General features: G+C 68.0%; 23 protein-coding genes. 10 read left to right on the forward strand and 13 right to left on the reverse strand.

What is annotated here, in order from left to right:
• Window positions 1–37: 37 nt before the first annotated feature.
• Window positions 38–1933 (reverse strand): translational GTPase TypA, encoded by a 1896-nt coding sequence (gene typA / locus PSS76_RS10245; RefSeq protein ID WP_005514506.1) that lies wholly within the window; start codon window positions 1931–1933, stop codon window positions 38–40.
• A gap of 398 nt (window positions 1934–2331) precedes the next feature.
• Between typA and PSS76_RS10250 the strand changes: the two genes are divergently transcribed.
• Window positions 2332–2514 (forward strand): hypothetical protein, encoded by a 183-nt coding sequence (locus tag PSS76_RS10250; RefSeq protein ID WP_005514508.1) that lies wholly within the window; start codon window positions 2332–2334, stop codon window positions 2512–2514.
• A 9-nt stretch (window positions 2515–2523) separates the two neighbouring features.
• Here PSS76_RS10250 and PSS76_RS10255 read toward each other — a convergent pair whose 3' ends face one another.
• Entirely contained in the window at window positions 2524–2916 is a 393-nt protein-coding gene (locus PSS76_RS10255) for a (deoxy)nucleoside triphosphate pyrophosphohydrolase (RefSeq protein WP_013415369.1), read from the reverse strand.
• A gap of 33 nt (window positions 2917–2949) precedes the next feature.
• On the opposite strand from PSS76_RS10255, the gene PSS76_RS10260 reads away from it, so the two are divergent.
• Window positions 2950–3240: a 4a-hydroxytetrahydrobiopterin dehydratase gene (locus tag PSS76_RS10260; RefSeq protein WP_005514511.1), complete on the forward strand. Its 291-nt coding sequence runs from the start codon at window positions 2950–2952 to the stop codon at window positions 3238–3240.
• Here PSS76_RS10260 and PSS76_RS10265 read toward each other — a convergent pair.
• Complete coding sequence (locus PSS76_RS10265; protein ID WP_013415368.1) at window positions 3182–4450, reverse strand: mannosyltransferase; 1269 nt, start codon at window positions 4448–4450, stop codon at window positions 3182–3184. The genes PSS76_RS10260 and PSS76_RS10265 overlap by 59 nt on opposite strands.
• Window positions 4451–4835: 385 nt before the next feature.
• On the opposite strand from PSS76_RS10265, the gene PSS76_RS10270 reads away from it, so the two are divergent.
• Both PSS76_RS10270 and PSS76_RS10275 read left to right on the forward strand, forming a co-directional pair.
• Window positions 4836–5591 carry an Rv1157c family protein gene (locus tag PSS76_RS10270; protein WP_041674609.1) on the forward strand — a complete coding sequence of 252 codons (756 nt, stop codon included), beginning with the start codon at window positions 4836–4838 and terminating at the stop codon, window positions 5589–5591.
• A gap of 82 nt (window positions 5592–5673) precedes the next feature.
• Window positions 5674–6012: a hypothetical protein gene (locus PSS76_RS10275; RefSeq protein ID WP_337456167.1), complete on the forward strand. Its 339-nt coding sequence runs from the start codon at window positions 5674–5676 to the stop codon at window positions 6010–6012.
• On the opposite strand, the gene PSS76_RS10280 is transcribed toward PSS76_RS10275, so the two are convergent.
• Window positions 6009–6473, reverse strand: a complete 465-nt coding sequence (locus PSS76_RS10280) for a MarR family winged helix-turn-helix transcriptional regulator (protein WP_005514516.1) — start codon at window positions 6471–6473, stop codon at window positions 6009–6011. The two genes, PSS76_RS10275 and PSS76_RS10280, sit on opposite strands and share 4 nt — an antisense overlap.
• 58 nt (window positions 6474–6531) lie before the next feature.
• Here PSS76_RS10280 and PSS76_RS10285 point away from each other — a divergent pair, with 58 nt between their 5' ends.
• The 3 genes from PSS76_RS10285 (at window position 6532) to PSS76_RS10295 (ending at window position 9213) form a co-directional block, all read left to right on the forward strand.
• On the forward strand, window positions 6532–8031 hold the full coding sequence (locus PSS76_RS10285; protein WP_080559270.1) for an MFS transporter: 1500 nt from the start codon (window positions 6532–6534) through the stop codon (window positions 8029–8031).
• 328 nt (window positions 8032–8359) lie between these two features.
• Window positions 8360–8602: a hypothetical protein gene (locus PSS76_RS10290; RefSeq protein ID WP_005514519.1), complete on the forward strand. Its 243-nt coding sequence runs from the start codon at window positions 8360–8362 to the stop codon at window positions 8600–8602.
• Between the two features lie 110 nt (window positions 8603–8712).
• Window positions 8713–9213, forward strand: coding sequence for a nuclear transport factor 2 family protein (locus tag PSS76_RS10295; RefSeq protein WP_013415363.1), 501 nt, complete (start codon window positions 8713–8715; stop codon window positions 9211–9213).
• A 71-nt stretch (window positions 9214–9284) separates the two neighbouring features.
• On the opposite strand, the gene PSS76_RS10300 is transcribed toward PSS76_RS10295, so the two are convergent.
• The 5 genes from PSS76_RS10300 to PSS76_RS10320 all read right to left on the reverse strand — a co-directional run bounded on the left by PSS76_RS10300 (window position 9285) and on the right by PSS76_RS10320 (window position 13833).
• Window positions 9285–9647, reverse strand: a complete 363-nt coding sequence (locus tag PSS76_RS10300) for a hypothetical protein (RefSeq protein WP_005514524.1) — start codon at window positions 9645–9647, stop codon at window positions 9285–9287.
• A gap of 91 nt (window positions 9648–9738) precedes the next feature.
• The gene (locus PSS76_RS10305) at window positions 9739–10488 is read right to left on the reverse strand and encodes a DUF1906 domain-containing protein (protein WP_005514525.1); all 750 of its coding nucleotides are present in this window, start codon (window positions 10486–10488) and stop codon (window positions 9739–9741) included.
• Between the two features lie 112 nt (window positions 10489–10600).
• Complete coding sequence (locus tag PSS76_RS10310) at window positions 10601–11557, reverse strand: restriction endonuclease (protein ID WP_013415361.1); 957 nt, start codon at window positions 11555–11557, stop codon at window positions 10601–10603.
• Window positions 11558–11690: 133 nt separating this feature from the next.
• Window positions 11691–13127 carry an FAD-dependent oxidoreductase gene (locus PSS76_RS10315; protein ID WP_064058054.1) on the reverse strand — a complete coding sequence of 479 codons (1437 nt, stop codon included), beginning with the start codon at window positions 13125–13127 and terminating at the stop codon, window positions 11691–11693.
• A 121-nt stretch (window positions 13128–13248) separates the two neighbouring features.
• Window positions 13249–13833, reverse strand: a complete 585-nt coding sequence (locus PSS76_RS10320; RefSeq protein WP_005514528.1) for a TetR/AcrR family transcriptional regulator — start codon at window positions 13831–13833, stop codon at window positions 13249–13251.
• Window positions 13834–13977: 144 nt separating this feature from the next.
• Between PSS76_RS10320 and PSS76_RS10325 the strand changes: the two genes are divergently transcribed.
• Entirely contained in the window at window positions 13978–15078 is a 1101-nt protein-coding gene (locus PSS76_RS10325) for an ABC transporter permease (RefSeq protein ID WP_013415359.1), read from the forward strand.
• Window positions 15079–15146: 68 nt separating this feature from the next.
• Here PSS76_RS10325 and PSS76_RS10330 read toward each other — a convergent pair whose 3' ends face one another.
• Window positions 15147–16658, reverse strand: a complete 1512-nt coding sequence (locus PSS76_RS10330) for an amidohydrolase (protein ID WP_443147372.1) — start codon at window positions 16656–16658, stop codon at window positions 15147–15149.
• 185 nt (window positions 16659–16843) lie between these two features.
• Between PSS76_RS10330 and PSS76_RS10335 the strand changes: the two genes are divergently transcribed.
• Window positions 16844–17065 carry a PLDc N-terminal domain-containing protein gene (locus PSS76_RS10335; RefSeq protein WP_005514534.1) on the forward strand — a complete coding sequence of 74 codons (222 nt, stop codon included), beginning with the start codon at window positions 16844–16846 and terminating at the stop codon, window positions 17063–17065.
• Here PSS76_RS10335 and PSS76_RS10340 read toward each other — a convergent pair whose 3' ends face one another.
• Both PSS76_RS10340 and PSS76_RS10345 read right to left on the reverse strand, forming a co-directional pair.
• Window positions 17066–17734 carry a class F sortase gene (locus PSS76_RS10340; protein ID WP_013415357.1) on the reverse strand — a complete coding sequence of 223 codons (669 nt, stop codon included), beginning with the start codon at window positions 17732–17734 and terminating at the stop codon, window positions 17066–17068.
• Between the two features lie 3 nt (window positions 17735–17737).
• Window positions 17738–20671, reverse strand: coding sequence for a beta strand repeat-containing protein (locus PSS76_RS10345; RefSeq protein ID WP_337456169.1), 2934 nt, complete (start codon window positions 20669–20671; stop codon window positions 17738–17740).
• A gap of 239 nt (window positions 20672–20910) precedes the next feature.
• On the opposite strand from PSS76_RS10345, the gene PSS76_RS10350 reads away from it, so the two are divergent.
• Window positions 20911–21189 (forward strand): hypothetical protein, encoded by a 279-nt coding sequence (locus tag PSS76_RS10350; RefSeq protein ID WP_145274075.1) that lies wholly within the window; start codon window positions 20911–20913, stop codon window positions 21187–21189.
• Here PSS76_RS10350 and PSS76_RS10355 read toward each other — a convergent pair.
• A complete protein-coding gene (locus PSS76_RS10355; RefSeq protein ID WP_084847842.1) occupies window positions 21186–22811 on the reverse strand; it encodes an acyl-CoA synthetase in 1626 nt (541 codons plus the stop codon). The genes PSS76_RS10350 and PSS76_RS10355 overlap by 4 nt on opposite strands.
• Window positions 22812–22835 lie beyond the last annotated feature (24 nt).

Here is a 22835-nt window from a genome sequence, read left to right on the forward strand (position 1 = left end):
TCAGCCTCGCACAACGCGCACGGAACGCGTCACACACTTACAGCGCGGCCTTGTCACGCGACTTCGCGCGCGAACGCTCGCGAGCGCGATCGGTCTGCGACAGATGCAGCTTGCGCACACGCACGACCTCGGGAGTGACCTCGACACACTCGTCGGCGGCACAGAACTCCATCGCCGCCTCGAGGGTCAGCTCGATCGGCTTCGCGAGCGTCTCCGTCGCGTCGGCCGTCGCCGAGCGCATGTTGGTGAGCTTCTTCTCCTTGGTGACATTGATGTCGAGATCCTCGGCGCGCGGGTTGATACCCACGACCATGCCCTCGTACGTGTCCGAGCCGGGCTCGACGAAGAAGGTGCCGCGGTCCGCCAGCTGGATCATCGCGAACGGGGTCACCGAGCCGGTGCGGTCCGAGACCAGCGAGCCGGTGTGGCGGGCGCGGATCTCGCCGGCCCACGGGGCGTAGCCGTGCGAGACGGCGTTGGCGATGCCGGTGCCGCGGGTCTCGGTGAGGAAGTCGGTGCGGAAACCGATGAGGCCACGCGACGGAACGATGAACTCCATCCGAACCCAGCCGGTGCCGTGGTTCGTCATCTGGACCATCTTGCCCTTGCGGTTGGCCAGCAGCTGGGTGATCGCGCCCAAGTGCTCCTCGGGGGTGTCGATCGTGAGCTCCTCGAAGGGCTCGTGCAGCTTGCCGTCGACATGCTTGGTGACGACCTGCGGCTTGCCGACCGTGAGCTCGAAGCCCTCGCGGCGCATCTGCTCGACGAGGATGGCCAGTGCCAGCTCGCCACGGCCCTGGACCTCCCACGCGTCGGGGCGTCCGATGTCGAGCACGCGCAGCGACACGTTGCCGATCAGCTCGGAGTCCAGACGGGACTTGACCATGCGGGCGGTCAGCTTGTGGCCCTTGACGCGACCCACCAGCGGCGACGTGTTGGTACCGATGACCACGGAGATGGCCGGCTCGTCGACGGTGATCGTCGGCAGAGCCACCGGGTTCTCGATGTCGGCGAGGGTGTCGCCGATCATGATCTCGGGGATACCCGCGACGGCGACGATGTCACCGGCCACGGCGACCTCGCCGGGCTCACGGTTGACGCCGACGGTCTTCAGCAACTCGGTGATCTTGACGTTCTTGACGCCGTCGGCGTGCATCCACGCGACGTTCTGCCCCTTGCGGAGCTCGCCGTTGTGGATGCGGACCAGCGCGAGGCGACCGAGGAAGTCGGAGGCGTCGAGGTTGGTGACGTGGGCCTGCAGCGGCGCGGCGGAATCACCCTTGGGCGCCGGCACGTGCTCCATGAGGACGTCGAACAGCACGTCGAGGTTCTCGGTGTCGGGCGCCTGTCCGTCCTCGGGACGGTTCATCGACGCCTTGCCCTCGCGGCCCGACGCGTACAGGACCGGCAGGTCCAGCAGCGCCTCCGCGGCGGCGGCGGCCTCGTCGTCGAGATCGGACGCCAGGTCCAGGAGCAGGTCCTGGGCCTCGGTGACGACCTCTTCGATGCGCGCGTCGGGTCGGTCCGTCTTGTTCACGACGATGATGACCGGCAGCGACGCGGCGAGCGCCTTGCGCAGCACGAAGCGGGTCTGCGGCAGCGGACCCTCGGACGCGTCGACGAGCAGCACGACGCCGTCGACCATCGACAGACCGCGCTCGACCTCGCCACCGAAGTCGGCGTGGCCCGGGGTGTCGATGACGTTGATGACGGTGACGGTGCCGTCCGGGTTGTGACGGTGGACGGCGGTGTTCTTCGCGAGGATGGTGATGCCCTTCTCGCGTTCGAGGTCACCGGAGTCCATGACGCGGTCGACCAGCTCGGCGCGCTCGGCGAAGGCGCCGGACTGGCGCAGCATGGCGTCGACGAGGGTGGTCTTGCCATGGTCGACGTGCGCGACGATGGCGACGTTACGGAAATTGGTGGTGCTCACGCGGGGCGTTCTCCTGGCTGCTGACGGGGCCACACGAAGTTGCTGTCGTACGGCTTCTGGCTGCCGCTACGCGCATGCGTGATTCCCATTCGCGATCCCCCGAGTATCGGAACGCACCGGACGTCGCACGAGGAATCGCGACGTGTGCACCGACGGGGGACTGCGGCCAGCGAATACCCTACCCGCCCGAGCGGCCGCCCTCCGCACCGCGCCCCTCCTACGACGGCCCTGACCAGGCGATAGTGATCTGCACCACTACGGTCGGAGGTCCTGCGAACTCTCCCGAGGCGGTGCGTCCGGCGTCGGGTCGTCGTTGCCGCGGGCCCGGATAAGGGTACGTTTACTCTCGTGCGGGAACGCTCCGGGCACCGCACTCGGGAGGAAGGCCGGGTTCGCACATGGGCAAGGGAAAGGTGAAGGCCAGCAAGGTCTCTGGCCTCAAGCCCAAGAAGAAGTGCTGCCGGAAGAAGACGCGCTGCCTCAAGTGTCCGGTGGTGATCATGCGGATGAAGAAGCTCGAGAACGAGGGCGCGACCAAGAAGGAACTCAAGAAGGGCCTGAAGAAGGCGCGCGCAGCGTGAGTGGCGATGTCACTCGCCCAGCAGTGCCACCAACTCGGGCAGCCAGCCACGGTCGTTGCCGACGAGGGCGATCTCGCGCAGTTCGAGTGCATCCACCCAGCGCAGTGCCGCATGCTCGAGGGCCTGCGGCGTCCCGCTGACCAGTTCGGCCCGGTAGGCGCGCAGCACCAGTCCTCCGCGGAGCGGGACGTCGGCGCCGATCCGCTCCCCTGCCGTCGCCTCGACGCCCAGTTCCTCGCGCAGTTCGCGGCGCACCGCGTCGCTCGGCGCCTCGCCGGGCTCGACCTTCCCTCCGGGCAGTTCCCACAGACCGGCCAACTCCGGCGGTCGGGTGCGCTGTGCGAGCAGCAGGCGTCCGTCCCGGATCAGCGCGGCTGCGACGACCTCGCGTCCAGCGCTCATTGCGGTCCCCTCGCCATCGCACCATCATGAGGTATGGCCGAGCTGCTGTCCGACACCGAGATCGATGCCGCCCTCACGAATCTGCCGCACTGGCGCCGCGACGGCGCGTCGCTCACCCGAACCATCGAGTCGGCGAGCTTTCCCGCCGCCATCGCGTTGGTGGACCGCGTCGCCGAAACCGCGGAGTCGATGAACCACCACCCGGACATCGACATCCGATGGCGCACGGTCACGTACTCGCTCTCCACCCACTCTGCGGGCGGGATCACCGGATCGGATCTGGAGTTGGCGCGGCAGATCGACGATCTGGCGGCGTCGGCGTGACGGGGTGCCGCCGGCCCGCGTAGGCCACCCATGCGAACAGCACCAGCGCCCCGACGACGTTGACGGTCGCGGCCCACGCGAGCACGCCGGGGCGCGAGATGGGCTCGTCCTCGATCTGCTTGAGCAGCCACGGCACACCGACGACGGTCACGGCGAGCCAGCCGGCCGCGATGATCCGGGATCCCAGCAGCCGCCCGTACGGGCCGTGCACGAGCCAGATCAACATCGGCAGCACCCACACCCAGTGGTGGACCCAGGAGATCGGCGACACCAGCAGCCCGAAGAGCTGGACGAGCACCAGCGTGCCGAGTCGGTCGTCCCGCCCGAGAGCACGCCACGCGAAGAACGCGAGCCCGGCGGAGACGACGACGGCCGCGATCCACACCGCCCCCGATTCGACGTCGTGACCGGCCAGGCGGCTCAGCGCGCCACGCAGCGACTGGTTCCAGGCCGATCCGACGGGCCCGATCCGGTCGGCGTCGCCGAACTTCGAGGTGAAGTAGTCACGAGCCTGCGCGCCGATCACGAGGTAGCTCACCGCGACCGTGCCGAAGAAGGCGACGGCGGAGAAGATCGCGGCCCGCCAACGACGCTGCGCCAGGAAGTACAGCCCGGTGACCGCGGGCGTCAGTTTGATGCCGGCCAGGACACCGACGATGCCACCGGACAGCCACCACCGGGCGCTGCGGACGGCGATCATCGCACCGAGCACCAGGAACACGTTGACCTGCCCGTAGTCCAGGGTGGTCCGGACCGGTTCCGTCCAGATTCCCACCGCGGTCCACACCGCGGCCACGTACTGCCAGTGCCGTTCGCGGGCGACCTCACCGAGCAGCAGTTCCAGACTGATGCGGATCACCCAGAACAGCGCCGCGACCGTGGCGAGCTGCCAGAGAAGCCCGACCAGCCCGAACGGCAGGTAGTGCAGCGGCAGGAACACGAGCGCCGCGAACGGCGGATACGTGAACGGGAGCGGGAAGTCGGGCGTCTCCTCGGAGTACGTGAAGGCGTACAGGTCGCCACGCAGCAGCGCGGCCGAACCGTCGACGTAGACGTGGAGGTCGACGAAGTTCGCACCGTTCGGCGTCAGGTAGGTCCACAGCAGTCGGAGGATCACCGAGAGGGCGAGTAGTAGCGGCGCCCACCGGAGAAGTCCGCGCGCGGCCGCGGCCGTACGCGGCCGTCGATCGGCACGTGAAAGCTGGGACACTGGCGGCGCTCTCCCGTGATCGTGTGTGCTGGCAGGACGCACCCAGTGTGGCGCGGGAGCGGGAAGGACCAGGTGTGGCGTCAGCCTAACGCCCCGGCCCGATGCGCCGAAAATACCTTGCTCATCAGTAACAGTTGCATCAAGGTTCACATTTTCCGCATACGTCACAGATATTGTCACCAGGCGATGGCAGTTACATCACAGCTTGAATAGACTCCGCAGGGTTGTGGATCACGAATGCGACGTGCAGAACAGTCTGTACACATCGGGGGATCGATCCATAGAGTGACCCGCGACGAACAAACCGCGACCACGGAGGCCGTGGGCGCCCGTGCGGCAGACCGACGCTGTCAGCAAGCGTCTGAACGACAAGGATGGGGAAACCGTGATTCGTAACCGAGGAACGCGACGAGCAATCACTGCATGCGCAGTCGTGGCCGCCGCTGCGCTCGCTGTACCGGCCAACGCGGCCGCACAGCCGACGCCTCCCGGGCTCCCCGAGGGCGTCTCCATCGATGCGCTGACCTCCCTCGCGCCCGCCATCCTGGGTGCCGCGGCGGCGCCGGCGGACATGCAGGACGTCGACGCCAAGACCGACCTGCTCGCCCAGGCCCGCATCCTTCTCGAAGGCGCGAACCTGCCGCCGGAACTGAAGTCGACGCTCGAGCGCGTCATCACGTTCCTGGACGGCAGCGGTGGCGGCGGACCGGAGATCCCACAGGACGGCCCGGTCATCGCGCAGTTCCTGTACCCGACCGTGGGCAAGGGCTGCATCGCCCCGTCCAGCGATTCCGTCGGCACGGCCCTGGCCGTCCCCGGTCCCGCGCACCTGCCGCCTCCGGGCCCCGGCGCCGGCCAGGCCGGCTTCGTCTTCACCGCGCTCGGCACCGCGAAGGCGGCCCCGAACCAGGGCATGACGGTGTCGTGGATCAACGTCGACAACGGCCGCCGCGAGACCCAGCCGTTGACCACGGAGGCCCGCATCAACCCGGACGGACCGGCGACGCTGTCGGCGATCGCGAACACCGGCCCGGGTCGTGTGCTCGCCGTGATCTCCGGCGACCTCACCACCGAGCCCGACGGTTCCGCGCCGATCACGTGCAACTTCCTGCCGACGGTCGGAATGTTCGCGGTCGCGTAACCCCGCTCGCACAGGAAGGCCCCGCCGGCTCCGGCGGGGCCTTTCCCTGTTCACGGCCCAGGCTCGCGTGGTAGACCGGGGAATGGCCGAGATGACGAAGTCGATCCGCTCACTGCACTCCCGACGATCCATCCTGTCGATCCGATCGGAGGGATCGATCCTCTGCATCGGCAGCGTGGGCTCCATCCTGTCGATCGGATCCATCGGGTCGGTCCTGTCGATCGGTTCCGTCGGCTCCGCCGGGTCGGCGATGTCCTCGCTGTCGTTCGGCAGCATCGGTTCCGTGCTGTCGGGACTGTCCCGCTGGTCGCTGTTGGCCTGGCGTGGCGTCGGGCAGGCACCCGACGAACATCCGACCCTCGTGGTCGTCGCCGACGAACCGGACCTCGCCGAGTCGACGACGTTGCACGTCCAGTCCTAGTCGGACTCCGGCCTCGGCCAGGCTCGACCCTCGAGCGCTTCGACATCCCGGTTGAACCGCACCAGCAAATCGTGGAGCAACGCGATCTCGTCCGGGGCCCAGTCCTCGAGTACCCGTTCGGCACCGTCGCGGTTGAGATCACGATCGGCTCGCAGGCGCGCCAGGCCGGTCTCCGTGGCTCGAATCTTGCGCGCCACACCGCCGTCCGGATCGGCGATGCGTTCGACCAGTTCGTGTCGCTCGAGCGCCCCCACCTGACGGTTGACCGTGGAGATGTCGAGGAGGAAAGCCTCGGCCAGTTCCTTGAGGCTCATCAAACGATCGAGTTCCAGGCGCGCGAGGATCAGGTAGGCCGAGCGGTCGAGGGTCTGTTGTCCCCGTTGCCACGACAGGGCGTGGTAGCGCGACAGGAGCATCAACTCGTACTCGACGCCCGCTACGGTCCGGTCTTCGTCGGACAAACCCGACCCCTTCCACCTCGATTGCCCGCAATGTCCGCGTTGTGCGGTACGGCGCCCGATGTGTACGGTACACATTCTTCCAATTTTCTCTTTCTGCAGTTTCTTTCGAGGAGTTTCCTTGTCCACACCCGTCGCGTCCTCGACGGTGAAGACGACCCCATCCGTATCCGGCAACGCCATCGTCGCGATTCTCGGCTTCTGCGGCATCGTCGTCTCTCTGATGCAGACGCTCGTCGTCCCGATCATTCCCCAACTGCCACATCTGATCTCGGCCTCACCGGCGGACGCGTCGTGGGCCGTCACCGCCACTCTCCTCGCCGCCGCCGTGGTCACCCCCATCAGCGGCCGGCTCGGCGACATGTTCGGCAAGAAGAAGGTCCTCGTCATCAGCCTGGGCCTGGTCGTCGCCGGGTCCGTGGTGTGTGCCTTCGCCGACTCCCTCATCCCGCTCATCGTCGGTCGTTCCTTGCAGGGCGCCTCGGTGGGGGTGATCCCGCTCGGCATCAGCATCCTGCGCGACGAGTTGCCTCCCCGGAAGGTGGCCGGCGCGATGGCCATCGTCAGCGCCACCCTCGGCGTCGGCGGCGCGATCGGCCTGCCGATCGCGGCAGCGGTCGCGCAGGTGGCCGACTGGCACGTGCTGTTCTGGATGTCGGCCGGACTCGGCCTCGTCTGTGCGGCACTGGCCGCCGCCGTCATCCCGGAATCCTCCGTCCGGAACCCCGGCCGATTCGACTTCGTCGGCGCGATCGGGCTCAGCGCGGCGCTGATCCTGTTCCTGCTGCCCATCACCAAGGGCGGCACGTGGGGCTGGAGCGACCCACTCACCCTCGGCCTGCTCGCAGGATCCCTCGTGTTGTTCCTGGCCTGGGGATTCCTGCAGCTGCGCACGGCGCGGCCGCTCGTGGATCTGCGAGTGTCCGCCCGTCCGCACGTGCTCTTCACCAACCTCGCGTCGATCGCGATCGGCTTCTCGATGTACGGCAACTCCCTGACGCTGCCCCAGTTGCTCATGGCGCCGGAATCGACCGGGTACGGACTCGGGCTCTCGATGGTCACGGCGGGCCTCGCGCTGGCCCCGGGCGGGATGGTGATGATGGCACTCTCGCCGGTCTCCGCCAAGATCTCGGCCTGGCGGGGACCGCGTTTCACCCTCATGGTCGGCTCGGTCGTCGTCGGCCTGGGCTATACGTTCGTGTACTTCCTGTCGTCCTCGGTGTGGATGATCGTCGTCGGCGGCATGATCATCGGCGCGGGCGTCGGACTGTCGTACTCGTCGATGCCTGCGCTGATCATCGGTGCCGTCCCGGTGTCGGAGACCGCCGCCGCGAACGGTCTCAACTCCCTCATGCGGTCGATCGGCACGTCCAGCGCGGCCGCTGTCATCAGCGTCGTCCTGGCGAGCATGACCGTGACGCTGGGGACCGCCACGATTCCCTCGTTCGATGCGTTCCGCGCGACGTTCGTCATCGCGATCGTCGCCGCCCTGGTGTCGTTGGCGTTCGCGTTCCTCATCCCGAAGGCCCGCCCGGCGGCCGCCGGGACGCAGCATCCCTGACGGCCGTCCGAATACGGGGAAGGCCCGCAACCGGGGATCCGGTTGCGGGCCTTCGTGGTTCTCGTGGCGTCCTACTGCTGGCCGCCGCCCGAGGACCCGTCCGAGGAACCCAGGTACAGGTTCGCAGCGATCGCGTAGAACAGGTTGATGAGGAAATCCACGAGAGCCTCCGAGTCGTAGCGGTTTCGGACCGATAACGGTAGCCGACCGGTTCTTGCGAACCGGACCGACACCGGGCGTATCGGAACATCCGTCCAACTTGTTTCACTCCGCAGGCGCGGTAGCGTTGAGGAAGCATGTGAAGTCACTCCAGACGGGAGTCACGACCATGAGCAGAGAGAAGTGGTGGGTACTCGCCGGCCCGGACAGCGGCTGGTCGCTCGAACAGCGGGCCAACGGCGACCACGTGGTCGTCAACACGACCACCTCCGAGGAACACGTGCTCAACGGGTACCAGTGGATGCACGTCAAGCATGCCGACGCGGCAACGGGCACACCCGAACACGGTCTGAAGGTCCTCGGGGAGGGCCCGCCGCCCTTCGGCCGATGGACCGAACTCCACGGCACCTGAAAACCCACCCGAATCAGGCAAAAAACTGAAACACGTTCCAGGCGTGCGTTAGGTTGCAGGTGAGTCCGCGTGCGAGGCGGGCGACCGCATCGACCACGAGGAGCGCAGCCATGCCGTGGACCCGCGAAGAACTCGAAGGAGCCTTCGAGAACTACCAGAAGACCGTCGTGCGAGCGACGCAGACCGGCGACTGGAATCTCTTCGCCGACATGTTCACCGAGGACGCCACCTACCTCGAGCACGCATTCGGCCGATTCGAGGGCCGCGAGGAGATTCGCCGTTGGGTGACGCGCACGATGACCGCGTTCCCGGGCAACCGCATGCCCGAGTTCCCCGCCTCCTGGCACGTCGTCGACGTCGAACGCGGCTGGGTGATCTGCGAGATCCAGAACCCGATGGAGGATCCCGGTGACGGCACCGAACACGGCGCCGCGAACATCACGATCCTCCACTACGCGGGCGACGACCTCTGGTCGCACGAGGAGGACGCCTACAACCCGATGAACTTCTTCGCGATGGCGAAGAAGTGGTGCGAGCATGCGGAGGCCGCGGGCAACCTGCCCGAGGATGCACGTGTGTGGCGCGAGAAGATGGCGAAGCTGCCCGGCTGATCAGCACCCGGGAACGACGACGGGCGCCCTCCGTACGCGGAGGGCGCCCGTTCTCGTGTGCGACGAGTTCGTCAGTAGCTGGTCCAGAGCACCGCGATCAGGGCGTTGACGATGCCCAGGATGCCCACGATGTGCGCGAAGTTCGGGTTGCCTTCGCCGCGCTTCTGGCGAGCCCGGCCGATCTCTGCGACGGCGACGATGATCAGCGTGATGAGCAGCTTGACGCCGATCTTGGCATGGTCGTAGTCCTTGCCCAGCGAATCGACGGCTTCGCCGAGGCCGACGATGACGAGGCCCGACAGCAGCTGGATGCGCGCGCCCCAGACCATCACCTCGCTGATCCGGGGGGCCTTCAGGACCGAGAGGTAACCACCGACGATCGCGGCCATGCCCAGCAGGTGCACGGCGACGAGGATGTTGTAGACGACAGACATGCCATTACCTTAGCTTTACGTATCCGGCGGTCTCACAATTCCGCGGCCACAATCCATCGTTGGATGGATTCTCCCGGGATCGATTCCTCGACTATGACAGGAAGAACGGCTTCTGCGCCGACCATTGACCGTACTGCGGCTTGAGGATCGAGTTGAGGTCGATGCCGATGCCCTCGATCTGTCGCTTGTCGATCTCGAACTGGTGCAGGTGCGCGGCCGGATGCACGTAGCCGGCCGGGGATCCCCAATTGTGCTGCCAGAACAGTCCCCCGATCCCGGCGCGCAGGCAACGGTCGATGGTCGGCGTGTTGGCGTACACGCCGACGTTCCGCCGCCCGAGGACCTCCTCCCAGCCCCGCAGGTATGGCGCGATGAGGTTGTCGAATTCCCACGGCGACGGATTGTCGTCGATCGACGCGTAGATCGGGCAGTTCTCGGGGCCGCCGGCAGCCCGGTGCAACTCCAGTCCGCGTTGCGCGTGGCGGATGCCGGCGTCGAAGCCGCCGCGCCAGTCCGACGTCTGCCCCTTGCCGAACTGGTAGCAGGAGACGATCTGCAGGCCGAACGCCGCCATGGCCGCGGCCTCACCGAACTGCATGGGCTTGCCGAGCATCCACTCGGCACCCGGACGCCGATCCGACACGTACCTGATCGCGCCCACGTGGCCGGCCGCACGGATGCCCAGCGGAGACGGCACGCCGGCCGAGTAGTCGATCAGGGTCGCGGGCCCGGCGTTCGCGACCGACGGTCCTGCGAGCGCCGCGAGCCCCGCTGCCGCGGTGCCTGCCGCCGCGTACTTGAAGAGTTCTCGCCTGGAAACCTGCACCGTGAAACCTCGCATCGCCGGGACTGGGGTGTGCGGCGACGGATTCGGCGCCCGCACTTGTCGATTCGACGGCTATTCCACCACAGCCACTCTGGTTCCGTCAGTCACATCGGTGACTTCGGTACCACTAGCTCGACTCGAGGCCCGCGAAGAATCCGGTGTTGACGGCGACGTCCTCGACGACACGGGTCCGGGTCTGCACACCCAACCCGTGCTCTTTGAGCAGTTCACAGAGCCGGTCCCCGTCGATCAGATCCACCGGCGGCGCACCGTCGCGCCGCGATTCCGCCCGGGCCTCGCTGGTGAACGTGCCGGTCGTGATCAGCAGGCCCTTCTCCCCCCGGCCCGCCATTGCTCCGCGCAGATCTCGCACCGCCCCGGCGCCGACGCTGCCGCTCACCCGCTTGCACTGGAAGGCGACGGGGAAGCTCAGCAGCGAGATCTGGCACATACCGATGCCGTCGATACCACCGTCCGCGGTCCGCCCGGTGATGGTCGCGGTCGAGAATCCCGCTTCCCGGAGCAGGCGCTGCGTCAGACGCTCGAACGCCGTGGACGACATGCCGAGCACCGCCTCGAGCACCGTCGACTTCCAGGCGGCCGTGTCGGCGTCGTTGTAGGCCGAATCCGGCGTGGTGTCGGTCTCGGCGTCGGCAAGCGGAAGCACCTGCGCGTCAGGTGTATTGGCCTTGCGGCTGAGCCGCTGCCGACGCTTGTCGGCGGTGAAGGCCAACAGCAGCGGCCGTAATTCCGGTTCGGTGACCGCGCGCCCCTGCTTGGTGACACTCCACACCGCCCGCCGACTGTTCGCGAGCAGACCCATTCCCTTGAGATAGGTTCGGGCCCAAGCCAACCGGTATTCGACCTCGGTTCCGGGCCCCTCACCGTGCAGAACCCCCTGCAACTCCGGGGACCACCCCTGGCGCTCGACCACGGCGCCGTCGAGTTCGTTGTTCGACGCCGATCCGCCCAACGCGATGAGCGCCTGGAGCGTGGGCCACAGCAGTTCGGTGTATGGCGGCAGTTGAGCGATCAGCTCCTGCTGACCGGCGACGCCGTCACGCCGTGGCTCCTGTTCCTGCACACCCGCTCCCATCCGCGCCGTCCATCGATGGCCGCTCGACACGGGATCGGCCAGCCGACCTGGATGTTATCGGGTGTCGCGCACTCCCCCGAATCCGGTGGTTCCGCCGGAGCGGCGGAGCCACCGGTGCACGTCAGGCCCGGGCAGCGGCGTCGCGGCCGGCCACCCGACCGAACGCGAGGGCGTCGGCGATGTGGAAGCCGCCGTCCTTGCGCCAGCTGTAGGTCGAGCTCACCTCACCGGCGGCGTAGAGACCGGCGATGACCTCTCCCCGGGTGTCGAGGACGCGCGCTCGCCCGTCCCGGCGAGGGCCACCGTTGCTCCAGCCCAGCAGTGGCGTCACCTCGAGCACGTAGAACGGTGCCTGCGTCACGGCGCCCAGCGTCTGCGGCTCGCGCCCGAAGTGGTCGTCCCGACCCGCCTCGCACGCCGCGTTGTACTGCTCGACGGTGCGCTCGAGCGTCTGTGCGTCCACCCCGATCAGGTCGGCGAGTTCGGCGATCGAGTCGGCGCGGCGGATCCAGCCCTTCTCGATCTCCGCGCTGTTGTCGACACTCCACCGGCTCCCGTTCATCAGCAGGTTCCAGCCCACGGGGAGCACGTCGGGCGTCGGGCTGAGCGGACCTGCCGTCCGCATCTGCTCGTCGAAGATCAGGTGGAAGGGGCGCAGCGGGAACAGCTCGTACGCGCCACCGCGGGCGGTGTGGCCGTGCTTGGGCTCGGAGCTCTCGTCGGTGAAACGGCGCCCGTCGCCGGACACCCACAGGTAATTGTGGGCGTTCCACAGCGCCAGGTAGTGCCCGAACTCGTCGTCGCCCCGCACCCCGGTGATGGTCATCATGTTGTCCATGTGCCACAGGTCGGCGCCCACCGCCTGCGCCATGCGGTGGCCGTCGCCGGTCGAGGCCGGTGATCCCCACAGCACGTGGTCCTCGACCCGCAGGTAGTCCCGCACCATCTGCGGATCGGCCGCGAATCCCCCGGTGGCCAGCACGACGCCGCCACGCGCGCCGATCCGTCGGCGCCCGGCGGGCCCCTCCACGACGACGCCGCCGACCGCTCCCGCGTCGACGATCAACTCGACGGCGGGCGTACGGAACCGGGTCTCGATGCCACGCTCCGCGAGCGCGCGGCGCAGGAAGTCGTGGAGCAGTCCGTTGCCCATCCGGCCGCCGACGGTGTCCATCCCGGCGTAACAGTCACTGCCCTCCAGCTCCAGGTATTCGGGCTCCGTGTGGTAGTCGCCGCTCATGGCGACGTCCGCGCCGAGCCCTTTGAGCCACGGTGAGATCTCGGCCGTCTCGCTCGCCCACGCCTCGACGACGTCCTCGGCGACGGGGAAGGGACCGTTCAGCGCGTGCAGGAAGATGCGAGCCCGCTCCGGGTCCCGGTTGACCCACCAGCCACTGCCCGAGACGCGGGTGTTGCCGCCCGCCGTCGCCTCGTCGCACTTCTCGACGACCAGAACCGTGGCGCCGGCCTGATGCGCGTCGAGCGCGGCGGCGGCGCCCGCAGCGCCGGATCCCACCACCACCACATCGAATTCCTCGTCGAAGCCCGTCACGCCCACATTCGCCCCTCTCGGTCATGTGATCCACACCGCTTTCGCAAGCCGATGTGATTCACACCATCTTTCAACGGAGCCGGGCGGGGCGCGCCGGGGTTCCCATCCAGCGGAACAGTCGCCGGCGTCAGCGGTCGACGAGCACCTGCAGAGCGGCGCCGTAGCGTTCGACGATGTCGTCGATCGGCGCTGCTCGCAGCCACGGGCTCTCCATGACGTAGAGCGCGGCCATGAGTCCGGACAGCTGCGCGGCCAGCAGATGCGCGCGCAGCTCGGCATCCTCGCCCATCAGACGCGGAGCCAGTGGCGCGACGATCATCTGGTCGATTGCCTCCTGCAGGTGCTCTCGCACGACGGGCCGGTCGGACGCACGCACCAGGGCGGCATAGACCGCCGTCGGCTTGTCCGCCTGCTGCCGCCGCGTCCGTCGGACGACGAAATCCACCAGCGCCCTACCCAATCCGTCCAGTGGGCCCTGCACCACCTCGACGAAGGCGTCGGACATCGTCATCGTCCGGATGAAGAGCTTCTCCTTCGAGCCGAAGTAGCGGATGACGAGCGCCGGATCGACGCCGGCGTGCCGAGCGATGTCGCGGACCCCGGTGGCGGCGAAACCCTGCTCGGCGAACAGTTCCGCGGCAGCCGCCTGCACCGCTTCGCGGTTGTGGGCGGTGCCCGCGCGGGCGTGGGGTTCGGGTGTCTCGACGGTCATCGATCGTCCTTCGCTCGGAGGTGTCCGATTCCAACCTTGCCGCAGAGCCTACGTCAACAGTGTTGACATCCGGTCGTCAACACTGTTGACTATCCGTCTCGTCAACAGTGTTGACATTTCGACGATTCAGAAAGGGCGATGCGGATGCCCAACACCACCGATCAGCGCCACGACGACTGGGACCGAGCCATGGAGGCCGACACCGAGGCGGTCGCCCCCGCGCTCCACCTCGACCACGGCGCACCCGACGGCGCCGCCGGCGGTCCCACCCAGTGGCGCACCGTCGTCGAATCGATGGTGTTTCCGCTGTTCTTCGCGGTCATGTTCGCGCTCTGTTATGTCAGCGCGTTCCACAACCCCGCGCCGCGCGACGTGGAGATCGTCGTCGTCGGCCCCGAGTCCGCCACGACCGCGCTGGTCGACCGGCTCGCTCCGACCGTCGGCGACAAGTTCGACCTCGAGACCTCCACGGACGCGACCGGCGCGATCGATCGCCTGCAGAACCGCGAGATCGCCGGCGTGATCGAGCTGGGTCCGACGATGAACCTGCACATCGCGTCCGCCGAGGGCACGATGCGGGTCCAGGCGGCGGAGGGGCTCGCACAGCCGCTCGCCGCCGCGCAGGGCGTCGACCTGAACGTGGTCGACCACGCGCCGCTCGCCGCGGACGATCCGACCGGCACCGGCCTGTTCTATCTCGTCATGGTCTGCACGATCGTCGGGTACCTGACGATCACCGTGCTCTCCCAGGTGGCGCCGCGCATGCGATTGCGTCAGCAGCTCGGTGTGCTGGGCGTGATGTCGGTGGTCGGTGTGCTCGCCGCATATCTGGTCTCGGCGATCTTCGTCGGCTTCTACGGCGCGTCGTTCGCGGCCAGTCTCGCGCTGCTCGCCGTGGTGATCGCCTACACGATCGTCGTGGGGTTGGTGAGCATCCTCGTCAACCGGGTGTTCGGCAAGGCCGCGATCATGGTCGTGATGGTCTTGATGATCTTCGTGAACTTCCCGAGTGCTGGTGGCGCGTTCCCCGCCGACTTCCTACCCGGCTTCTGGTCCGCACTCAGCCACTTCTGGATCGGCGCGGGTGCCGTCGACGCCACCCGTTCGATCGTCTACTTCGGCGGCACCGGCGTCGGCCACGGACTGCTCGTGATCGGCGGATGGTTCGTCGTCACCGCGGCCCTGTTGGGGCTCACGCAGCTCCGCAAGCCGAAGGCCGAGGCACCGCAGCAGCAGGCCGGCTGACCGCACTCATCGCCATACGGCTCGACCAAGAACACCGTCCGGGGATTCCCGGGCGGTGTTCTTCGTCGTCAGCTCAGGCTGCCGTACACCGTGGCGCCGGCGAACACCGTGGCTCGCACCTCGATGTCCGCGATCCGCTCGGGATCCACAGCGAGCGGATTCGCCGACAGGACGACCAGGTCGGCGTGCATCCCAGGTTTCAACGCGCCGATGGAATCCTCACTGAACAGCTGCCAGGCCGCGTCGACGGTCTGGGCGCGCAGCGCCGCCTCCACCGGGATGCGCTCCTCGGGCGCCAGCACCCGCCCGCCGCGGGAACGCCGGGTGACGGAGTCCGCGAGGTTGCGCAGCGGATCGGTCGGCGTGACCGGACCGTCGTTGTGGAACGAGATGCGATGACCGGCAGCCAGCGCCGAACCCGCGGCGGCCCAGTGCCCGCCGTGCTCGCTACCGAACAGATCGTCGACGAGGACGTCACCCCAGTAGTAGAGGTGGTCGACGAACAGGCTGCAGGTCACCCCCAGGTCGGCGGCGCGTCGGAACTGGTCCGGGCGCATCGCACCGACATGCTCGAGGCGCAGTCGGTGATCGTCACGCGGGTTCGCGGACAGCATCTGCTCCCACGCGTCGAGGACCATTGTGATCGCGTCGTCGCCATGCGCGTGGCACGCGATCTGCCAGCCCTGTTCGTAGTACGGGGTGCTGATCTCGAGGATCTGCTCGCCCGTGTAGTTGGCTCCGCCGTGACTGCAGGCCATGCCTAGTGCGCGCGTGGCCGGGGTGTCCAGGTAAGCGAAGCTGAGCGCGATGTTCCCGATCCACGGTGAACCGTCGGACCAGATCTTGATCCCGACCTGCCGCACCATCTCGTCACCCGCGCCCGGGTCGAACGCCATCTCGCTCACGGTGGTGACGCCGGCAGCGTTCAGTCGCGCGGATTCGGCCGCGAGCAGGTCGGGGAATCGTCCCGCCGCCGAGGCCAGCACCGGGCCGGCGATCGCGATCACGGCCGCCGACTCGTATGCGACACCGGTGAGCTCACCGGTGTCGGCGTCGCGCCCGAAGCGGGCACCCTCCGGATCGGGAGTGTCCTCGGTGACGCCGGCGGCGGCCGCGGCGGTCGAGTTGAAGTAGGCGGCATGTCCGGAGTTGTGCAGGACGATCAACGGCTTGTGCGGCGACTGCTCGTTCATCCACTGCAGAGTGGGCTCGTCGAGCCCCTTCTGCAGCAGCGGATCCCAGCCGTTGAGTACGGCGCCTTCGGGGCCGGCGTCCGCGACGGCTTGCGCGATCGTGGCGAGCACGCCGTCGGCGTCGGGGACCGTGACGGGGCGGATATCGACGACGGGCTCGCCCAGCAGGACCGCCTCGTTCAGAGGGTGACCGTGCGCCTCGATGAATCCCGGCATGATGCAAGCGTTTCCGACGTCGTGGACGACGGTCCGAGGGCCGATGAATCCGGCGACGTCGGCGTCGGCCCCGACTGCGACGATGCGCCCGTCCTCGACGGCAACCGCAGTCGCTCGCGGATTCGCGTCGTCCATCGTCAACACGTCACCGAACACCACCAGGTCAGCCATCGGCACTCTCCGCTCCGTTCCCGGCTTCGGGCGGCCGGTTCTCGCCCGACAGGCTACAGACCAGCCGTTCTCTTCGCGCGTCCTGCGCGTGTGGCCCGGCCGCGTCGTGTCGTCGTCCGGTAGGAAGAACGGAGGGCGTTCGACCAGCGCGGACGTCGACCTGTGGACACGGAAGGAAAGGCCCCATGGCGAAGAAGAAGTGGTCGGAGATGAGCCCGATTCAGCGCGCGGTGATCATCGCAGCCGGCTCGGTCCAGTTGAGCCTGGCGGCGACCGCGTGGGCGGATCTCGCGACCCGGCCGCGCGACGAGGTCAACGGCAGCAAGCGCAGGTGGGCCGCGATCATCGCCGTCAACTTCATCGGCCCCCTGTCGTACTTCCGGTGGGGGCGGCGCACGTCTGCGTGATCACTGCGCCGACTGCACACGTTCCTCGACGAGGTCGGCGAAGACGACGGTGTTGTCGCGGTAGCTTCTTGCAGCAGTGTCGAATTCGCCGCCACATGTGATCAGCCGGAGCCCGGGGTGATCGATGTTGCCGTACACCGCCGCGGTCGGGAACTCCGCTTTCGCGTAGCGGTCGACTCTCGTCACCCGGAACACAGCCGTGACCCCGTCGGATCGGATCGTGTCGATCGTGTCTCCCGGTATCAGTTCGTGGAGGCGAAGGAACACGCCGGGCTCACCGCCCCAGTCGACGTGGCCGGCGAGTATCGCGGGACCTCGTTCGCCGGGAACCGGTGAGCCGGAATACCATCCGGCGGGGAATGCTCCGGGCGGCACCTCGAGCGTGCCGTCCGGCTCCAGCCCGAGATCGACGAGTTCGGTGTCGACTCCGATCGCGGCGACGACGAGTCGGTCGGGGCGGAGCACCGCGTTTTCCGGACCGGACACGATCGGGGCGGCGGCTGACGTCGTGGGTGCCGGACCGGATTGTGCCGGGACGGCCGATTCGGGTGCGGCGCAACTGGCCAGCAGGAATCCGCATGCGAGGGCCCCGGCAAGAACGGCCGACAGGCCGGTTCCGGACGATCTCCGGAACCGGCCTGTCGGCTTGTCGTTCACGGTCGAACTCACTGCCTACTGCTTGCGGCGGTGGCGTCCGGTGGCTGCGGCCGTTCCGGCCGTGGCTGCCAGCAGCAGTGCGGTTCCCAGCAGCAGCCCCCGCCCCGCGGTGTCGCTCGGGGCGCCCTTGTCACCGGCTTCGACGCCGCCGACGGGTACCGCGGAGATCTGAGCGCCCCCCTGCTGCGCCGCGGCGGGCGCGCTCACGTTCTGCAGAGCGGCTGCCTGGGCGGCAATCGGCTGCGTGATATTCCCAGTGCCCGCGCCTTCGGCTTCGGCATTCGCACCGCTGCCGGCGTTGCCGGTCGAGGCCAGGGTGCTGCCGAGTGCGGCGCCTCCGGCGAGGGCACTCCCGAGTGCCGCACTGCCGAGGGTTCCGCCACCGGCAAGGGTGCTGCCGAGAGCCAGCCCGCCTACCGCGGCACTCCCGAGGACTGCACTGCCCAGGTCGGAGCTACCTGCTTCGCCGCCACCGGCGCTGCCGTTCTCGGAGCTACCGGCCTCGGTTTCACCGGCGCTGCCCAGTCCGAGGCTGCCGAGGGCGAGGTCCGTGAGGCTCCCCAAGCCGAGGTCACCGCTTCCTGCGGTCAGCCCGCCGCTGCCCGTGCCGCTGCCGGAGGCACTGCCCGAACCGAGGTCCGCCAGGCTACCGAGGTCCGCGCTACCCACATCGGTACCACCGGTGCTGCCCGCATCCCCTGTGGACCCGAGTGCCACGGCACTACCGACAACCGGCAGAGCCAAACTTCCGAACGGAAGCGCCAAGCTACCCAGCGCAAGCTCACCCAAGCTACCCAAGTCGAGATCACCACTGCCGGAGCTCAACTCACCACTACCGGTCTCCAGGCTGCCGGTGTCGCTACCGGAATCGCTGCCCGACCCCAGGTCAGCCAGGCTCCCCAGATCCACCACACCACCAAGGTCCGCACTCCCCACACCGGCACCCCCGGCGCTCCCCGCATCCCCCGTGGACCCGAGTGCCGCGGCACTACCGACAACCGGCAGAGCCAAACTTCCGAACGGAAGCGCCAAGCTACCCAGCGCAGCCTCACCCAGGCTGCCCAGGTCCAGATCGCCACTGCCGGCTGTCAGCTCACCGCTACCCGTCTCCAGGCTGCCGGTGTCGCTACCGGAATCACTGCCCGTACCCAGGTCAGCCAGGCTCCCCAGATCCACCAGACCACCAAGGTCCGCGCTACCCACATCGGTACCACCGGTGCTGCCCGCATCCCCTGTGGACCCGAGCGCCGCGGCACTACCGACAACCGGCAGAGCCAAACTTCCGAACGGAAGCGCCAAGCTACCCAGCGCAGCCTCACCCAGGCTGCCCAGGTCCAGATCGCCACTGCCGGCTGTCAGCTCACCGCTACCGGTCTCCAGGCTGCCGGTGTCGCTACCGGAATCACTGCCCGACCCCAGGTCAGCCAGGCTACCCAGATCGACACCCAGGCTTCCCAGCGCAAGCTCACCCAAGCTACCCAGGTCGAGATCACCACTGCCGGAGCTCAACTCACCACTACCGGTCTCCAGGCTGCCGGTGTCGCTACCGGAATCGCTGCCCGACCCCAGGTCAGCCAGGCTCCCCAGATCCACCAGACCACCAAGGTCCGCGCTACCCACATCGGTACCACCGGCGCTGCCCGCGTCGCCCGTGGACCCGAGTGCCGCGGCACTACCGACAACCGGCAGAGCCAAACTCCCGAACGGAAGCGCCAAACTCCCCAGCACAGCCTCACCCAAGCTGCCCGGATCCAACTCCGCAGCACTCCCCGCGTCCGCACTACCCGAATCCAAGCTCCCCAGCGCGAGGTCCGCGAGGCTGCCCAGATCCAGATCGCCACTACCCGAAATCAACTCGCCACTACCGGTGTCGCCGCTACCGGAATCGATGCCCCCCTCGCTACCCGAACCGAGATCCGCCAGGCTCCCGAGATCCACCAGACCACCGAGGTCCGCACTCCCCACGTCGGCACCACCGGCGCTGCCCTCATCCCCCGTGGACCCGAGCGCCGCCGCACTACCGACAACCGGCAGAGCCAAACTCCCGAACGGAAGCGCCAAACTCCCCAGCGCAGCCTCACCCAAGCTGCCCGGATCCAGGTCGCCGCTGCCGGCGGCGAGATCGCCACTTCCTGCAGGTAGGTCCACGCTCCCCGGGGCCAACTCGGCCAAGCTGCCCAAGTCGAGGGTCGGCTCGGCGCTGCCGGCGGGCAGTCCCAGGCTGCCGAGTGCCAGGTCCGCGAGGCTTCCGAGGTCGACTCCGCCGTCGCCGGAGCTGCCCAGCGCCAGCTGCGCCAAAGCGGCCAGGTCGAGGTTGCCGCTTCCCGAGCCCAGATCAGCGAGGCTTCCGGCATCGCCGCTCCCGGAGGCGTCGCTGCCGGTATCGGCGCTACCGCCCCCGACCTCCCCGGCGCTGCCTGCGGTCAGGTCACCGATGACACCGAGTCCTAGTTCGAGGCTGCCCGCGCCCGGAGCCGCTCCGGCACTGCCGGCTCCCGAGTCGCTTCCGGTGTCGCCCAGGCTGCCGGCATCCGCCTCGCCGAGGCTGCCGACGCCGAGTTCGGGCATCGCATCCGTCACGCTCCCGGCGTCGATCCCGCCGCCGAGGCTGCCTGTGCCCAGATTCGCGAGGCTGCCCAACGCGGTCTGTGCGAGGTTCGCCAAGTCGAGGTTACCGGCGCTGCCCGCGTCGACGCCCCCGTTGGCGCCTCCGGGCCCCGCGGCGCTACCGAAGCCGGCGTCACCGTTCCCGCCGATGCTGCTGCCCAGACCCGAGAGTCCGCCGTTTGCGCCGCCGTTCGCGCTGCTCCCGAATCCGTTCTGGGGAGCGGGCTGGGCCTCGCCGACCGCCGGCGTGGCAATCGTCAAAGCCCCGACTGCGGTGGCCGCGACCATGATCCGGCTCTTCATCCGCAGTGTTCTCGAGTTGCGGGCTCTGTGGGTAGACATCGTTCCTCATCCTCCTCGATCGGCATGCCAGCGACGCACAACAAACACCCACCGCATGAAGACAGAAAACAGGTGAAGAAACGCCCCCCGAAAAATCCGTCAGACCCCCATCTGAACGGATAGCAAACCCCCAGCCACATGCATACAGGCGTGATGAAGATAGCATCTCGAACTTATATCGAAAGCCATCCCTTTCCACGGATCCGAGCAGATTCGATTCGCATTACTAACCAAAGATCGTGGCGCACGAGGCCCATCTGCAGCTTTCCATCCCGATGCGCCGCGCACCGAAGGAGATTTCACCCCGACGTTCACCCTACGACCGACGACTCGCGGCAGACCCGCAGGAAGACGCGCATTTGCCCTGTAACGGCGGCGCCTCGAAATGCGATAACGCGCGCCCGAAAGCGTATTCGGCGGCGACGGTTCTGCTGCCGGCATCCATTTCCGAGCTCCGACAGACGCGCGGTTACTGCACAGATGGCGGTATTTCCCCGGACGCCGGCGCCGACGTCTAATCGATCCGGTACGCGTGCGCGTGTGCGCCCGCGTGCCCCTTGGCCCAGCCATAGTCCGGCTTGCCACTCGGGGTGCGCAGCACCTCGTCGGCGATCCAGTAGGTTCGCGGGATCTTGTAACCGGCGAGCCGGCTTCGGGTGTGCTTCTCCACGGACTCGAAGTCCGGGTCGACGCCGTCGCGCACCCGGACGACCGTGGCCACGCGGCTGCCCCAACGGTCGTCGGGTACGCCGATGACGATCGCGTCGTAGATGTCGGGGTGCGACTTGACGACGGCCTCGACTTCCTCCGCGAACACCTTCTCGCCGCCGGTGTTGACGACCATGTTTCCGCGCCCCAACAGCGTGATCGATCCGTCGTCCTCAATTCGCGCACGGTCGCCCGTGACCACCGCGCGCTGCCCGTCGACGACGCGGAAGATCTCGGCCGATCTGACTGGGTCGTTGTAGTACCCGACGGGGACGTTGCCCAGTTTCGCCAACCAGCCTTCGGCTCCGGAACCCGGTACGAGGATGCGGTTCTCGTCGTCGACGACGACCGAGTACTTGTTCGCACCGACCTTCGGTCCACCGTGCTGCTCGAACCCCTTGGTTGCGAATCCGATTCCGCCGAAGCCGGTTTCGGACGACCCGACCGAGTCGGAGATCATCAGGTTCGGCATCACCTCGAAGAAGGCGTCCTTGACCGCGGCGGAGAACAGCGCTGCGCCGGACGCGAGCACGGCCAGGCTGGACGTGTCCCCCTCCTGTTCGCGATAGGCCTCGACGAGGGGCCGTCCCATCGCGTCGCCGGTGATGACCATGACCTGCGGCCGGTGTTCGGCTACGACCGCCCAGACACGGCCCGGATCGAACTTCGGTTCCATGATGACGGTGTTACCGGAGAAGAACGCCGTGAAGGTCGGCATCATCGCCGACGTGTGGATCAACGGCGGCAGCATCACCCAGCGCATCGCCTCGCCCGCTGCCACCCCTGCCCGGGACTGCTCGAACTCGTCGAGGATCGGTTCGCCCGTGTAGAAGTCCAGTCCTCCGCCCAGAACCCGCCAGATGTCCTCGTGGCGCCACACCACGCCCTTCGGTCGACCGGTGGTTCCACCGGTGTAGAAGATGTAGTGATCGTCGGGGCTGCGCTTCCCGAAGCCGCGCTCTGCACTTCCCGACGCGAGCGCGTCCCGGTATTCGGCAGCCCCGGTGACCTCGCACTCGTCGCCGCAGGCCAGGACATCGGGAACCGAGACGAGGTGCCGGATGCGCGGAAGTTCGGGCAGCACCTCGGCGATCCGGTCGGCGAACCCCTGATGGAACACCAGCCCCTCGAGGTCGGCATTGTCGTACAGATACCGCAGTTCGTCGGAGGTGTATCGGTAGTTCACCGTCACCGGAACGGCCCGGAGTTTGAAGGACGCGATGATCGCGACCATCGTCTCGATCGAGTTGTGCATGTGGACTCCGATGTGGGCGCCCACGCCGAAACCCGCTCCCGCGAGGTGGTGCGCGAGCCGGTTCGCTCGCTCGTCCAGTTCTCGGTAGGTGACCTGCTCGTCGCCGACGATCATGGCGAGGCGGTCCGGCATCGCATCCACCGAATGCTCGAACAAGTCAGCGAACGTGTAGGCCATGCGAAGATCCCCTTGTCTGGGTCG

This window comes from Prescottella sp. D32 (assembly GCF_037287305.1).
Lineage (GTDB): Bacteria > Actinomycetota > Actinomycetes > Mycobacteriales > Mycobacteriaceae > Prescottella > Prescottella equi.

Bases quoted from the DNA above. Each gene is read 5' to 3' on its own strand.
- PSS76_RS10250 (WP_005514508.1), top strand. From the start codon at position 2,332: ATGGGCAAGGGAAAGGTGAAGGCCAGCAAGGTCTCTGGCCTCAAGCCC.
- PSS76_RS10255 (WP_013415369.1), bottom strand. From the start codon at position 2,916: ATGAGCGCTGGACGCGAGGTCGTCGCAGCCGCGCTGATCCGGGACGGA.
- PSS76_RS10260 (WP_005514511.1), top strand. From the start codon at position 2,950: ATGGCCGAGCTGCTGTCCGACACCGAGATCGATGCCGCCCTCACGAAT.
- PSS76_RS10275 (WP_337456167.1), top strand. From the start codon at position 5,674: ATGGCCGAGATGACGAAGTCGATCCGCTCACTGCACTCCCGACGATCC.
- PSS76_RS10285 (WP_080559270.1), top strand. From the start codon at position 6,532: ATGTGTACGGTACACATTCTTCCAATTTTCTCTTTCTGCAGTTTCTTT.
- PSS76_RS10290 (WP_005514519.1), top strand. From the start codon at position 8,360: ATGAGCAGAGAGAAGTGGTGGGTACTCGCCGGCCCGGACAGCGGCTGG.
- PSS76_RS10295 (WP_013415363.1), top strand. From the start codon at position 8,713: ATGCCGTGGACCCGCGAAGAACTCGAAGGAGCCTTCGAGAACTACCAG.
- PSS76_RS10300 (WP_005514524.1), bottom strand. From the start codon at position 9,647: ATGTCTGTCGTCTACAACATCCTCGTCGCCGTGCACCTGCTGGGCATG.
- PSS76_RS10305 (WP_005514525.1), bottom strand. From the start codon at position 10,488: ATGCGAGGTTTCACGGTGCAGGTTTCCAGGCGAGAACTCTTCAAGTAC.
- PSS76_RS10320 (WP_005514528.1), bottom strand. From the start codon at position 13,833: ATGACCGTCGAGACACCCGAACCCCACGCCCGCGCGGGCACCGCCCAC.
- PSS76_RS10325 (WP_013415359.1), top strand. From the start codon at position 13,978: ATGCCCAACACCACCGATCAGCGCCACGACGACTGGGACCGAGCCATG.
- PSS76_RS10330 (WP_443147372.1), bottom strand. From the start codon at position 16,658: ATGGCTGACCTGGTGGTGTTCGGTGACGTGTTGACGATGGACGACGCG.
- PSS76_RS10335 (WP_005514534.1), top strand. From the start codon at position 16,844: ATGGCGAAGAAGAAGTGGTCGGAGATGAGCCCGATTCAGCGCGCGGTG.
- PSS76_RS10345 (WP_337456169.1), bottom strand. From the start codon at position 20,671: ATGTCTACCCACAGAGCCCGCAACTCGAGAACACTGCGGATGAAGAGC.
- PSS76_RS10355 (WP_084847842.1), bottom strand. From the start codon at position 22,811: ATGGCCTACACGTTCGCTGACTTGTTCGAGCATTCGGTGGATGCGATG.